Here is a 13,344-nt window from a genome sequence, read left to right as displayed (position 1 = left end):
CGTTAGGATCGCTTGCGCTACACACCTCCCAGATGTCACAAACTCCCAGACCTCACACGCACCACAGAGATCGCGGGAGATCCGGGGGTCGCGAGTGCCATCAGAAAGCGCGCAGTTTCCGAGCCAGAGTGAATATGGAGTGAAGATGGTTTGTCGGAACTTTTCCCCGCCTTTGCTTAGAGATCAGGACGCGTCGTCCAAGACCGGGGACCCCTCTGCTACCTTGGCCTGATACCCCATTAAGGGGTAGAGCGGTTGTTATCAGAAATGTAAGAATAATCACCCTTGAAAGGCGCACATTTTCGGCATCCACTGCTTTGTATCGAGATTCATGAAGCTGAGCAGACATGCGCTCTATCTGATATCACCATTATTTCAGGCCATTTACAGATCTCCGCTCCGTTTAGTGACCTAACATTTGGTGACATCTTTAGAGTATTCGCACATTCGGTCCCGAGAGGAATTCCCCCACAGCCAACCTGCAAACCAACATTTGCAGAACGACAAAGTCCAAATATCGGTACTCTCATATGTATGACAGAAAAAGTCCCATCAGATGTTGAAATTGCACAGGCACACAAGGCCCTTCCCATCACAGAGATTGCGGAAGCTGCAGGAATTCCCCAAGAAGCACTGATCCCGTTCGGCACCAACAAAGCCAAGGTGGACATCAACTACGTCAAGGACCATGGCGAGAAGGCAAAGGTCATCCTCGTCACAGCGATGTCTCCGACACCAGCGGGCGAGGGCAAGACCACCACGCTCATCGGTCTCGCCGATGCCCTTAAGCTCGAGGGCAAGAACACCTTCGTCGCTCTGCGTGAACCTTCGCAGGGCCCGGTCATGGGCATAAAGGGTGGTGCTGCCGGTGGCGGTTACGCCCAAATCGTCCCGATGGAGGAGATCAACCTTCACTTCACCGGCGATTTCCACGCTCTCGCTGCTGCAAACAACACCCTGGCAGCTCTCATCGACGCCCATATCCACAACGGCAACGCGCTGAACATCGACCCCCGCCAGATCACCTGGCGCCGCTGCCTCGATGTCAACGACCGTTCCCTGCGCCACATCGTCACCGGCCTCGGCGGCAAGGCCCAGGGCACCCCAACGGAAACCGGGTTTGACATCACTGCAGCATCGGAAATGATGGCAATCCTCTGCCTCGCGTCCGACTACAAGGATCTCAAGGAGCGCATCGGTCATATCGTCGTTGGCTCCACCTACGACGGTAAGCCGGTTCAGGTCTCTGAGCTTGGCGTCGAAGGTGCTCTCACCGCACTGCTCAAGGATGCCATCCACCCGAACCTGGTACAGACCCTCGGCGGCGTTCCGGCATTCGTCCACGGCGGCCCATTCGCCAACATTGCTCACGGCTGCAACACGCTGACTGCGACGAAGACGGCCATGAAGCTCGGCGATTACGTGTGCACGGAAGCCGGCTTCGGTGCTGACCTCGGTGCCGAGAAGTTCTTCGACATGAAGGCTCGCTACGGCGACATCAAGGTCGATGCGGTTGTCCTGGTCGCCACCATTCGTTCCCTTAAGTACAACGGTGGTGTTACCCGCGAGGATCTCACCAAGGAAAACCTCGAGGCTCTTGAAGCCGGTGTCGTCAACCTTGAGCGGCACGTCGAAAACGTCCGCAAGTTCGGTGTTGAGCCCGTTATCGCTCTCAACGACTTCGTCTCCGACACCCAGGCCGAGCGCGACTTCATGAAGGAATGGGGCGAAAAGAATAACGTCCGCGTCCTTGAGTCCAAGGTCTGGGAGAAGGGCGGCGAAGGTGCCCGCGAGCTCGCCAAGGCCGTCATCGAGGTTGCCGAGAGCGGAAAGAGCGATTCTCACCCGCTGTACGACTTGGAAGATGGCATCGAGGCCAACATCGAAAAGATCGCAACGGAGCTGTACCACGCGGACAATGTCCAGTACTCTGCCAAGGCTCAGAAGGACCTCGCGTTCTTCAAGAAGAATGGCTGGGACAAGCTGCCGGTCATCATCTCGAAGACCCAGTACTCCTTCACCGATGATGGCTCGAAGCTCGGTGCACCCGAGGGACACACCCTCCACGTTCGTGAGCTGCTGCCGAAGATCGGTGCAGGCTTCATCGTCGCCCTCACCGGCAACGTGATGACACTGCCTGGCCTCGGAAAGACCCCGGCTGCTCTGAAGATCGACATTGACGATAACGGAACAATCTCCGGACTGTTCTAGTCGCAGCAAATAAGCGGCCTCCACTTACGTTGGAGGCCGCTTCTTCTATATCTGGGGCCTTCGGACACCGCTGCGAAGAAAAATTGCAGGTAGAGATGGAAACTCTATCCCAGATCTGGACTAGTCCTCGTTGGGCCACCCCGGGTACTCCGGCGGCGTGCCACCAAAAGCGGGGCAGATGGACTGGTAATCGCACCAGCCACACAGTTTGGACGTGCGGGGTTCAAACTCCCCGCGCGCGCCTTTGTGCTTGATTTCGTCCCAGGTCTGGACCAACTCAGCAGCAAATTCTTCGAGCGTCGCCTCGTCAGGGCTTAAGGTGAGATCGTCCCCTACAGCCAGGTACATGAGGCGCAGCTGGGCCGGTATCACGCCGTACAGGCACCACCACACGAGGGCATAAAACTTCATTTGAGCCATCGCGTCGTCGGCAAATCGCGGGCTCGGCTTCTTTCCCGTCTTATAGTCGACAATCCGGACCATGCCGTCCGCGTTCACATCAACGCGATCGATAAAACCGCGGAGAGGAACATCGTCGCGAAGCGTCGTCGAAACAAATTCCTCCATCCGGTCCGTCTCTAGCCCCTGCGGATTTTCCATCATGAAATAACCCTTAATGAGCCCACGGGCTTGGACAAAGAAATCCATCTCCTTGTGCTCGGGAACAACCTCAGCATTGCCGGGATCCTCCGCCTTCATTTTTTCCCACGTAGGAACGATGAGTTTCACCGCAGTAGGGTAGGTGCGCTCCTCCGGGGGCAGGCCCATGAGATGCTCGAGGACAGCATGCACGAGTGTGCCCTTGAGCTGATAGTCCTTCGTCTCCGTGGGAATCTTGTCTATCGCTCCGAAACGGAAAGACAGAGGGCACTTTTTGTATTGGCTCACTCTTGACGGTGACAGTGCCACCTTAAACCGGCGGAAATTCTCGTTCGCTTTTCTACTCACAATATCTTCCAGCATACTGAACAGCCTGTGAGAAGGAAGCACCTCGCTTGACAAGGGTATCCACGTAGGCGAACAACAAGCCCTGGATATAACTTTTGGTTTTCCGCCCTTGGCACGCTCTTTTACGACCGGCTAGCCCTGGGGGACTGTTGCCGCTAAGGAAATACGTAAGCTGCCGGGTACCCTTAACATTATGAGTGCGTTCACTGAGTACGTTGATGCGAGCCCCAGCTCCTTCCACGCAGCTGATGAGGCTGCGAAGCTTTTGACTAACGCCGGGTTTACCCAGCAATCCATCGTCGGCGAGTGGGACAACACTCCCGGTGGACACGTGATGACGGTGGGGGGCGCTGTCCTTGCGTGGTGGATCCCGGAGAAAATTACGATTCAGCCGATTCGTATCGTCGGCGCCCACACGGATTCACCAGGTTTTAAACTAAAGCCCCAGCCGGAGTGGGTCACCTGCGGGTTCAGTCAGGCCGGGGTCGAAGTTTACGGCGGTGCCATCCTCTCCAGCTGGTTCGACCGGGAACTGGTTCTCGCCGGTACGGTCACGCTTGCCGACGGCTCCTCCCAGCTAGTTTCAACGCCTCCCGCCCTGCGCATTCCGCACCTAGCCATCCACCTCGACCGCTCTGCTAACCAGAGCTTCGCCCCAGACAAGCAGTCCCATCTGCAGCCGATTGTTGACGTCGTCGGAGATCCCGCCGTCGGAGGCGAGCCAATGGGGGTCCTCGAACTGGTCGCCCGGGCTGCCGACGTGCGCGCCCGTGACATCGTCTCCTATGACCTCATAACCTGCGATTCCCAGCCCGCTGCCACCACCGGTGCCGCAGGTAACCTCATCGCGACGGGCCGTCTCGATAACCTATCCAGTGTCTGGCCTGCAGTCACCGCGCTCATCCAGGCGACGGCACAAGCCCCTGATACGATTCTTATGGCCTGCTGTTTCGATCACGAAGAGGTGGGAAGCTCGTCCCGTACAGGTGCGGGTGGCCCATTGCTCAAACAAGTCATCGACAGAATTCTCGCTGCCGCTGGATTGTCTTCAGACGAAAAGTACCGCGTCATTAACTCGTCCATAATGGTGTCTGCGGATGCAGCCCACTCTGTGCACCCCAATTATGTGGAGCGCCATGATCCACACGTGTACCCAGTGCTTGGTGCTGGCCCCATGGTCAAGTACAACGCGAACCAGCGCTATGCCACGACGGCCGAATCCGCTGCTGCTTTTATTCGTGCCTGCGACCGTGCGGATGTCCCCGTCCAGGAGTTTGTTTCCAATAATGACGTGCCGTGTGGCTCGACCATTGGACCCATTTTCTCCACTCGGACAGGTATCAACACGGTCGATGTCGGCATTCCGCTGCTTTCCATGCACTCCGCACGCGAGCTCTGTCACGCAGATGACATCGACTATCTCACCGCCGCTCTCCAAGCCTTCTACGAAGGCGAGGAGGACTAAACATGCGCGACCAAGTCGAGTTTGTAGAAAACCTCTACCGTAAGTTCGAGGACACAGAATCCCACGACAAGGTGCGGTTCGCCGCATGGTGCCTTCATCGGGCAGCGTGCCTACCCATCACCGCAGGCGTAAACCTAGATGAGCTGAAACGTGTCGCAGGACAGCTGTGGGACGGGGACGATCCAGCAGGCGACGAGGCCACGATCACTATTACAGCGCTCGACCAGACTGATGACGACGCACAGGCTATCGCCGATGAGCTGACAGAGTCCGTAGTGGACGCACGTTTAGCTCTCAACGAGAACGATGCCGAGGCGACCGCACGCTGTGCCGAGCACAACCTCACTATCCTCACTTTTGCGACCTACCCCGACCACGAAAAGGTGGTGGCCAAGGAAATGGATGACCAGTCCAAAGTCGCTGAAAAAATCATCGCCGCCGAAGCTGTCACCATTGATTACCTTGCACCCGGCGCGGAATAGTACGTGGACGCACAGAATTACCATTGGCCTAACGCACTAGAATCTGCGTTCAGGTGCTTTGTCAGCGGCCAAGGCCACAGCACGGGTGAGGCTGCATCGACGAGCGCTAAGTTTTGCAGACATCCTGTGCCGACGAGCATACTGTTTGCCTGCTACGCCGTTTTCTGCCACGCTAATTTCTGGCACGCTCATGTCCGGCATGCTTATGTCCAGCACGCTGTTCTACAGTGTCAACGGTCCCTGGTGTGCCGCGTCAGCGGTGTGAACGTACTGTTACGGCAAGGCAAACGGGAAGCACGCCGGAACGGCTCTTGCTCCGCTGCTTTGTAACGGCGTCGGCACTGCCTTGGCTAGGCTGTTTCGGCTTGGCTCAGGTGTTCGCAGGCGAGATACCAGTCCGCATGGTGTCCGCTGGCTTAGACTTTTAGGAAGGAACCTTTTATGGCTTATTCCGGCCCTTTTGAGGCGGGAGACCGCGTGCAGCTAACTGACCAGAAGCGTAGGCATCACACGATTGTCTTGCACCCTGGAGAAAGCTACTTCACGCACAAGGGCGAGATCCGCCACGATGACATTATCGGGGCCCCCGAAGGTAGCGTTGTGGAATCCACGCTAGGGGAGGAGTACCTCTGCTTCCGCCACCTCATGGTCGACCACGTCCTCTCCATGCCCCGTGGCGCGGCGGTGATCTACCCCAAGGACACCGCGCAGATCCTTGTCGAGGGTGATATTTTCCCAGGCGCAAAGGTTCTTGAGGCAGGGGCGGGCTCCGGCGCACTATCTATGGCGCTTCTCCGCGCCATTGGGTCGACGGGCAAGCTGATCTCCTACGAGATCCGCGAGGATCACCTCGCATTCGCGCGGTCAAATGTTGCAGAATACTTCGGGCACGAGCCCGAGCAGTGGGATCCTCGCCTCGGGGATCTCTCGGAGGTCCACCTGGACGATCTCGACGGTCCCGTCGACCGCATCATTTTGGACATGGTGGAGCCGTGGACGTGCATCGACAACGTCGCCGAGCTGCTGCATCCAGGTGGAGTGTTCATGACGTATGTGCCGACAGTGCCACAGCTGATGAACATTATGGAGCACATCCGGGACAAGAAGTGCTTCACCGAACCGCGTGCCTGGGAGACCCTCCTGCGCGAGTGGCGCGTGGAGGGACTTGCTACCCGCCCGGAGCACCGCATGAATGCACACACGGCCTTCCTCGTGTGGGCGCGGAGGCTTGCCGACGGTGTTACCCCTCCCCGCCCCAAGCGCCGCGCGCGGAAATAGGCTGGTAGCAGGTACCGAACCGGAGCACAGTTGAACACTGTAAAGTCAAGGACATGACTTCTGCACCGAATTCCTCCGGGTCCGTGCACCCGTCGCCCAAGTCCGAAGCCGTGGCTGCGGATACTCAGAAGCGTCGAGAAGCTGATCAGCGGCGACGAGACGCCGACTACGCCCGGCTCGTCCGCCAGAACCGAGATCTGGGGGCGCGGAACCAGAAGCTTGTGGAGCTCCTCAAAGCCTCACGGGACAAGCTGCAGACCTTGTACGGAGAGCTCGAAGAGCTCTCCACACCGCCGTCGACCTATGGCACCTACCTCGGCACGAACGAGCCCGGCTACTCCGCCGAGATCTTCACCGGGAACCGCCAGATGAGGGTCATGGTTTCCCCAAGCGTCGACCAGTCCGACTTGGAACCAGGCATGCGCGTGCGGCTTGCAGAGGGCAACATCATCGTCGACACAGCCGGCTACACCACATCCGGAGAGCTCGCCAGGATGGTGGAACGAATCGGTGCTGATCGCGCCCTCATCGTCTCAGTGACAGGGGACAAGTCCGTTGTCACACTTGCCGGGCCGATTCGTGGGCAGGCAGAAGCCGGCGACACGTTGCTGGTCAACCTCAAGGTTGGCTACGCCTTCGAGGTCGTCCCCGTAACGGAAATGAACCGCCTTAACCTGCAGGAAATTCCTGATGTCACCTATGACGATATCGGTGGCCTGGACGCACAAATTGAGGCCATTAAGGATGCTGTTGAGCTGCCCTTCCTTCACCCGGAGTTGTACAAGGCCTACGACTTGCGTCCGCCTAAAGGCGTGCTCCTGTACGGCCCTCCAGGCTGTGGCAAGACGCTCATCGCCAAAGCTGTGGCAAACTCCCTCGCAAGCCGCATCGGGGGGCAGGAGTCGAGCTACTTCCTGTCCATCAAGGGACCAGAGCTACTCAACAAATTCGTCGGCGAAACTGAGCGCCAGATCCGCGTCGTGTTCGAGCAAGCACGAGATGTTGCCGAAGCCGGTAGGCCAGTCATCATCTTCTTCGATGAGATGGAATCTATTTTCCGTACTCGTGGGTCCGGCGTGAGCTCCGATATGGAGACCACCGTTGTCCCGCAGCTTTTGGCTGAGCTTGACGGGGTGGAGTCGCTGTCCAACGTGATTATCATCGGTGCGACCAACCGAGAGGAGCTTATCGATCCGGCGATCCTGCGCCCGGGTCGCCTCGACGTAAAAATCCGCATCGATCGACCCGACCGTGCTGGTGCCGTCGACATTTTCTCTCGCTATATCACCGACGAGCTGCCGCTGGCTGAGCCCGCCGAGGCGCTCATCGACTACGCCGTGAACCTCATGTTTTCCCAAACCCCCTACGTAGAGCTCACCTTTGACAACGGGGATTCACACATCCTTTACTACGAAGACTTCATCTCTGGTGCGCAGATCGCCAATGTCGTCGATCGAGCAAAGAAGCAGGCAATTAAGGAGCATTTGGCGAGCCCGGAGAGCACAGGGATTACCCGGCAGATTCTTGCCGAGTCCATTGCTCAGGAACAGCACGAGAGCGAAGACCTCCCGAACACGCAGAGCCCCGACGAGTGGACGAGGATTGCTGCCAAAAGGACAAAGGGCCTGAAAAACCACACTGTCGTCAAGGCCACGCCACTCTAAAGCCGAGCCACCAGTAGGAAACCGACAGAGAGCACTAGTTTAGGCCAGACGAAAAGACAACCGAGTAAAGAAGGAAGAACTGTGGCACGCTTCATCGGAACCGAGACTGAGTACGGCATCGCGACACCGGCGGATCCGTCGCTGTCGCCAATCGTCACGTCGACCCATGCCGTTGTGGCCTATGCCTCCACGACGGACCAATCCCGCGCGCGGTGGGACTTCGCGCAGGAATCGCCTCTACGGGATCAACGAGGTTTCGACCTGCGCCGCTACCGCACCGTGCCGGTCATTGATCCCCGCGCGATTGGCGTGGCCAACGTCGTGGTTGACAACGGCGCCCGCTTCTACGTCGACCACGCACACCCCGAATACTCCTCGCCTGAAACAGCCAATGCCCGAGATGCTGTCCTGTACGATGCCGCCGGCGACGTTATTCTCCGCGAGGCCGTGGCAGCAGTCGCTGAACACACCGACCAAGGGCATTCGATCCTGCGTGGCCATGGCCCATGTCCGCCTCTGAAAATCTACAAGAACAACGTGGATGGAAAGGGCGCAAGCTACGGCAGCCACGAAAACTACCTCTACTCGCGCGACACCGACTTCGACATTCTCGCCCAGGCCCTCATTCCGTTCTTCGTCGTCCGCCAGGTGCTCTGTGGTGCCGGACGTGTCGGCTGGGGACAAGAGGGGGAGGAGCACCCGAACCCGGGCGCGGGAGAAAAACAGCCATGGTTCCAGATCTCCCAGCGTGCAGACTACATCGAGACCACCATCTCACTGGAGACAACACTCAACCGCGGCATCATCAACACTCGCGATGAGCCCCACACGAGCGATGCCTACGGAAGGCTCCACGTCATCATCGGCGACGCGAATATGAGCCACACGTCGACTCTTCTCAAGGTGGGGACGACGAGCCTCGTGCTGGATGCCATCGAAGACGGTGTGGACTTCAGCGATCTCGCGCTCATCAACCCTGTCGCTGCATGTCATACTGTTTCTCGGGATCTCACCGTCTCTACTCCTTTGCAGCTTGTCGACGGCCGGTCCATGCGCCCCCTCGAACTGTTACGCGAGTATGCCTCGCGTGTCACGCCGACAACCGATACCGACCGTGAAGTCCTGGAGACGTGGGAAAAGGTCATGGATCTCCTTGACGACGACCCGCTGAAGACAGCCCATCTCCTTGACTGGACTGCCAAGCTCGCACTGTGCCAGGGCTTTGTTTCCCGTGGCGTGCCGTGGACAGACCCCAAGCTCCAGGCCATCGATATCCAGTACACGGATATCGACGAGTCACGCTCGCTTTACCACGCGCTCGTGCGCAAGGGGCGAATGGAGACGCTGTTTAGTGCCACGGAGATCGCCCGCGCAGCGCACACCCCGCCAGCGGATACACGTGCCTATTTCCGTGGCATGCTCATGCGCCACATGGGCCACTACGTCACGCGGGTGAACTGGGATACGGCCGTGATTGAATCTGCTGGCCATAGGGTTACCGTCCGTTTCGCGGATGTGGACTCGTTCACCGAAGCTAACGTGGCCGACCTTTTCGCGGGAAATAAGGACGTGAACGAATTCATCGCGGAGCTCGTCCGGCGCGCCCCGTCAGCTGAAGCGTTCTAGGTTCACACCGTTGTGAGGGTGAAAGCCCTAGACTGTGAGATGACCGTTTGCCACGCGAAAAGCCTCGTCGTGACAAGAATAGTGATGTACAAGGAAGGGACAATCAACTGTGGATAAGCAGGTATATAGCTCCGGTGGCAAAGACCGCTCTGATGATGGCGACATCGCGGAAGCGGCTGGCCAGGTACAGATCAATACACATGAGGCTGATTCGCTCCTCGATGAGATCGACACTCTGCTCGAGACGGATTCCGAGGAGTTTGTGAAGTCCTACGTGCAAAAGGGCGGACAGTAGAACTCATGGGAGACTTCGATCCGTCCCGCGCCATCACCCGCCGCATCATGGGGATCGAAACCGAGTACGGCATCGCGTGTATTGATGACCGCACAGGTTCAGCGCCCCATGCCGCAGATGAGGTCGCGCGGCTTGCGTTTCGCCCACTTGTCGACGCATATAACTCCACAAACGTGTTCATTTCAAATGCCGGGCGACTGTATCTCGACGTGGGTTCACACCCCGAGTTCGCCACGCCTGAATGCGACAGCCTCAGCCAGCTCGTCACCTATGAGCAGGCCGGAGATCGCATCGTCACGGACCTTGCACAGAAAGCAGAGCGGCGAATCGCTGAATTGGACACCCCCGACGCAGCGGGGGCGGGCGTATACATGTTCAAGAACAATTCCGACTCCGCCGGGAGTTCATACGGCTGCCACGAAAACTACCTCGTCGGGCGAGACGTATCGGTGAAGAAGCTAGGTGCAATTCTGCTCCCATTCCTCATCACCAGACAGCTGTTCTGCGGTGCGGGTCGCGTCGCCATCCCGCAGCGGGGCAACCCGGCAACGGAGTTTGGCCCCGGTTTCTGCATCTCCCAGCGCGCCGATTTCATGTGGGAAGGCGTATCCAGCGCCACCACCCGTTCCCGGCCGATGATCAACACACGCGACGAACCGCACGCGGATTCCTCACGCTACCGCAGGCTGCACGTCATCGTTGGCGACTCCAACATCTGTCAGGTCTCGACAGCACTCAAAGTAGGCACGACCCTCTTGCTGCTCGAGATGATCGAGGCGGGAGTAGAACTGCCGACGTTTGACATGGTCAACTCCGTGGATTCGATTCGCCGCGTCGCACGCAGCCTCGACGGGTCCCAACTCGTACACATCACCGAGGGCGTGGATGTCTCCGCACTCGATATTCAGCGGCAGTATCACGAGCATGCCTGCGCATGGCTGGAAAAACGGGAGGAGGATCCCGGTGAGCTCACCCGCATCGTCGAGTTGTGGGGGACCATTCTCGATGCCATCGGTTCTGGCAACCTCGATGCCATCGCCCGCGATGTTGACTGGGTGGCCAAGTATCGCCTCCTCCTGGGGCTGAAGGAACGGCACGGGTTGGAGTGGGATAACCCGAAGCTCCGCCACGTCGACCTCATGTACCACGACATCAGGCCCGGCCGAGGCATCGGACCGAAACTTGTGGCGAGGGGACTCCTTAATTCGTGGGTGGACGAGAGCGCAGTGCAGAAGGCGACCACCGTCGCACCAGAAACGACGAGGGCACACTTGCGTGGCACGTTCCTCACGGCAGCGCGACAGGCAGGGATTGACACGTCTGTGGACTGGATGCGTCTAAAGATCCTTCGACCGGAACCTGCTCTCGTTGAACTGAAAGACCCCTTCCAGAACGAGAATCCCGACGTGGAGGAGCTTTTATGTCGAATGAGGTAGCTGAGCACTCGCGGCGAACAGAGCGACTCATCAATCTGCTCGCTGTGCTGATCAATTCTGCAGAGCGTCCTCTTTCATCCGCCGAGATTCGTTCCCGAGTTCCCGGTTACAACCCGGAAGATAAGCCGGGACGCCAAGCATTGAGCAGGGACTTCGAGGCACTGCGGAAGGTGGGGGTCAACGTCGCGGAAACGTTCGACGGAAACCAGACGCTGTACTCCGTGCAGCAGCAGACTTTTCTGCCCGATGTCGAGTTCACCCCAGAGGAAGCCCATGTGCTGCAGTTGGCAGGCCAGGTGAGCTCCCATCATAAGCTAGGGATTCAAGCCCGCCGGGGGTGGAATAAGCTGGCAGCTTTCGCAACCGATAGGGATCGGGCCGAAACCCTTCCTTTCATTACCCACACCGAGCTGTGGGAAGTTGACTCCACGACGCTGAAAACAGTCCTCAATGCGATAAACAGGAAGCGTGCTCTCGCCCTCGACTACCGTCGCGACCAGCTCGCGCCGACAGAGGAACGCCACCTGGAACCGTGGGGAATAGCCTCACACAATGAGCGACAGTACCTCGTCGGATTCGACACTGACCGCGACGCGATCCGCAGTTTCCGTCTCATCCGGATCCTCGGTGCCGACATCAAGGGGAGCGCAACACACGAGCGACCGGAAGATTTTACGGCTGTCGCCGCCGAAGCTATGCAGAGGCTCCACCCACGCGTGGACGCAGTCGTGTCGGTAGTGCCGGGTGCAGCTCGTGCGTTTGTCGATAGGGGAGAAAGAATCGATGAAGAAACCGTCCGCTTTACATCTATAGACCGCGAGTGGTTGATCCGCAATGCGCTGTCTTATTGCGAATCTGTCACCGTCATCTCCCCGCAGGATGTCCGCGATGACGTGATCGAGCGACTACAGGCAATCGTTGCTAGCGCCTCGGAGGTGCCGCATGAGTCCCAAAAATAAATCTGCTGTTGGTTCCAGCCGGGTGAGCCAGGCACGCGATGAGCTCGTTCGCATGCTCAACGTGTTGCCGTACTTTAGCAGGCACAAGGACAGGACCGTGTTCGAAGCTGCCGCCGATTTTGGTGTCAGCCCGACTCAGATTCGGGAGGATCTTCTCCGCCTCCAGTGCTGTGGAATTGGCACGTACCCCGACGAACTTGTGGCGCTCGAAACCGACCGCGTGAGCGTGTCCATCGAGGACACCCAAGGACTAGACAAGTCTCTACGTTTGACTACAACAGAGGCTATTTCTTTACTCCTCATTCTCGAGTCACTCGAGGGGATTGACGGGCTCATCGACCCGACCGTTGTACAGTCGACCACCGACAAGCTCCGAGAGCTCACCACACGGTCTGCTGCAGCGATCGAATCTCTCCCAGATGCCAACGATGCGGAGACGAGCGGAGCCTTGACAGAGACTGCAAATAAGTTGAAGGAGGCTTTCACTTCTCGTCGAAAGGTGACTTTCAGCTACTACAACCGTTATTCCGATGCGACTACCACGCGTACTGTTGACGCTCTCAAGCTCTTCACCCACGACGGAATAAGCTACCTGTACTGCTATGACAATGATGCGAAAGCGGTACGTACCTTCCGGCTCGACGCTATCTCGGACCTATCCCTTTCGGACGTTCCCAGCAGACTACCGCTTTCAGAGTACGAAAAAGATCTGTCGGAGCCTTTCGATTTCTCCGGCGCAGGCATGACCGGAGCCCTCCGGCTAGCTCCAGATGTTCGTTGGCTTGCCGACGAGTCTCCGATGGACATTGTGGGAGAGCTTCCCGATAAGTGGGCTGCAGCCGAGCTACCACTCGTATCGCCGGATTGGCTTATTCGATTTAGTTTGGCCTATGGCGGTAAGGTAGTTGTGACCAGTCCGGAATCGGTTGCCACCGCAGTCCGGCAACGGGCAGAATCTGCTCTACAGAAATACGTTTAGA

The 13,344-nt window shown here is 58.2% G+C and carries 11 protein-coding genes; 10 read left to right on the top strand and 1 reads right to left on the bottom strand.

Going from position 1 to position 13,344, the window contains the following annotated elements; genetic code table 11:
• Positions 1–534 precede the first annotated feature (534 nt).
• Entirely contained in the window at positions 535–2,211 is a 1,677-nt protein-coding gene (locus tag CGLUCO_RS06385) for a formate--tetrahydrofolate ligase (protein WP_005393934.1), read from the top strand.
• A gap of 120 nt (positions 2,212–2,331) precedes the next feature.
• Here CGLUCO_RS06385 and CGLUCO_RS06380 read toward each other — a convergent pair whose 3' ends face one another.
• Entirely contained in the window at positions 2,332–3,174 is an 843-nt protein-coding gene (locus CGLUCO_RS06380; protein WP_005390082.1) for a RecB family exonuclease, read from the bottom strand.
• Between the two features lie 178 nt (positions 3,175–3,352).
• Here CGLUCO_RS06380 and CGLUCO_RS06375 point away from each other — a divergent pair, with 178 nt between their 5' ends.
• The 9 genes from CGLUCO_RS06375 to CGLUCO_RS06335 all read left to right on the top strand — a co-directional run bounded on the left by CGLUCO_RS06375 (position 3,353) and on the right by CGLUCO_RS06335 (position 13,343).
• Positions 3,353–4,624, top strand: coding sequence for a M18 family aminopeptidase (locus CGLUCO_RS06375; protein WP_084036338.1), 1,272 nt, complete (start codon positions 3,353–3,355; stop codon positions 4,622–4,624).
• Between the two features lie 2 nt (positions 4,625–4,626).
• Positions 4,627–5,106, top strand: coding sequence for a hypothetical protein (locus CGLUCO_RS06370; RefSeq protein ID WP_005390086.1), 480 nt, complete (start codon positions 4,627–4,629; stop codon positions 5,104–5,106).
• Between the two features lie 441 nt (positions 5,107–5,547).
• A complete protein-coding gene (locus tag CGLUCO_RS06365) occupies positions 5,548–6,384 on the top strand; it encodes a tRNA (adenine-N1)-methyltransferase (protein ID WP_084036339.1) in 837 nt (278 codons plus the stop codon).
• Positions 6,385–6,437: 53 nt separating this feature from the next.
• Positions 6,438–8,048, top strand: coding sequence for a proteasome ATPase (arc, locus tag CGLUCO_RS06360; RefSeq protein ID WP_084036340.1), 1,611 nt, complete (start codon positions 6,438–6,440; stop codon positions 8,046–8,048).
• Between the two features lie 81 nt (positions 8,049–8,129).
• Entirely contained in the window at positions 8,130–9,674 is a 1,545-nt protein-coding gene (gene dop / locus CGLUCO_RS06355; RefSeq protein ID WP_084036341.1) for a depupylase/deamidase Dop, read from the top strand.
• Between the two features lie 109 nt (positions 9,675–9,783).
• Positions 9,784–9,969: a ubiquitin-like protein Pup gene (locus CGLUCO_RS06350; RefSeq protein WP_005390094.1), complete on the top strand. Its 186-nt coding sequence runs from the start codon at positions 9,784–9,786 to the stop codon at positions 9,967–9,969.
• Between the two features lie 5 nt (positions 9,970–9,974).
• Positions 9,975–11,405 (top strand): Pup--protein ligase, encoded by a 1,431-nt coding sequence (pafA, locus tag CGLUCO_RS06345; protein ID WP_084036342.1) that lies wholly within the window; start codon positions 9,975–9,977, stop codon positions 11,403–11,405.
• The gene (locus CGLUCO_RS06340; RefSeq protein WP_005390096.1) at positions 11,390–12,364 is read left to right on the top strand and encodes a helix-turn-helix transcriptional regulator; all 975 of its coding nucleotides are present in this window, start codon (positions 11,390–11,392) and stop codon (positions 12,362–12,364) included. Before pafA ends, CGLUCO_RS06340 begins: the two co-directional genes overlap by 16 nt.
• The gene (locus tag CGLUCO_RS06335; RefSeq protein ID WP_005393922.1) at positions 12,348–13,343 is read left to right on the top strand and encodes a helix-turn-helix transcriptional regulator; all 996 of its coding nucleotides are present in this window, start codon (positions 12,348–12,350) and stop codon (positions 13,341–13,343) included. Before CGLUCO_RS06340 ends, CGLUCO_RS06335 begins: the two co-directional genes overlap by 17 nt.
• Position 13,344: the final 1 nt, after the last annotated feature.

Source organism: Corynebacterium glucuronolyticum DSM 44120, from assembly GCF_030440595.1.
In the GTDB taxonomy this organism is placed as follows: Bacteria; Actinomycetota; Actinomycetes; order Mycobacteriales; family Mycobacteriaceae; genus Corynebacterium; species Corynebacterium glucuronolyticum.
Note: the sequence above shows the minus strand (reverse complement) of the source record. Positions and strands in the feature narration are given on the sequence as shown.

Excerpts from the sequence above, each read along its gene's own strand:
- CGLUCO_RS06385 (WP_005393934.1), top strand. The coding sequence starts at position 535 with ATGACAGAAAAAGTCCCATCAGATGTTGAAATTGCACAGGCACACAAG.
- CGLUCO_RS06380 (WP_005390082.1), bottom strand. The coding sequence starts at position 3,174 with ATGCTGGAAGATATTGTGAGTAGAAAAGCGAACGAGAATTTCCGCCGG.
- CGLUCO_RS06375 (WP_084036338.1), top strand. The coding sequence starts at position 3,353 with ATGAGTGCGTTCACTGAGTACGTTGATGCGAGCCCCAGCTCCTTCCAC.
- CGLUCO_RS06370 (WP_005390086.1), top strand. The coding sequence starts at position 4,627 with ATGCGCGACCAAGTCGAGTTTGTAGAAAACCTCTACCGTAAGTTCGAG.
- CGLUCO_RS06365 (WP_084036339.1), top strand. The coding sequence starts at position 5,548 with ATGGCTTATTCCGGCCCTTTTGAGGCGGGAGACCGCGTGCAGCTAACT.
- arc (WP_084036340.1), top strand. The coding sequence starts at position 6,438 with ATGACTTCTGCACCGAATTCCTCCGGGTCCGTGCACCCGTCGCCCAAG.
- pafA (WP_084036342.1), top strand. The coding sequence starts at position 9,975 with ATGGGAGACTTCGATCCGTCCCGCGCCATCACCCGCCGCATCATGGGG.
- CGLUCO_RS06340 (WP_005390096.1), top strand. The coding sequence starts at position 11,390 with ATGTCGAATGAGGTAGCTGAGCACTCGCGGCGAACAGAGCGACTCATC.
- CGLUCO_RS06335 (WP_005393922.1), top strand. The coding sequence starts at position 12,348 with ATGAGTCCCAAAAATAAATCTGCTGTTGGTTCCAGCCGGGTGAGCCAG.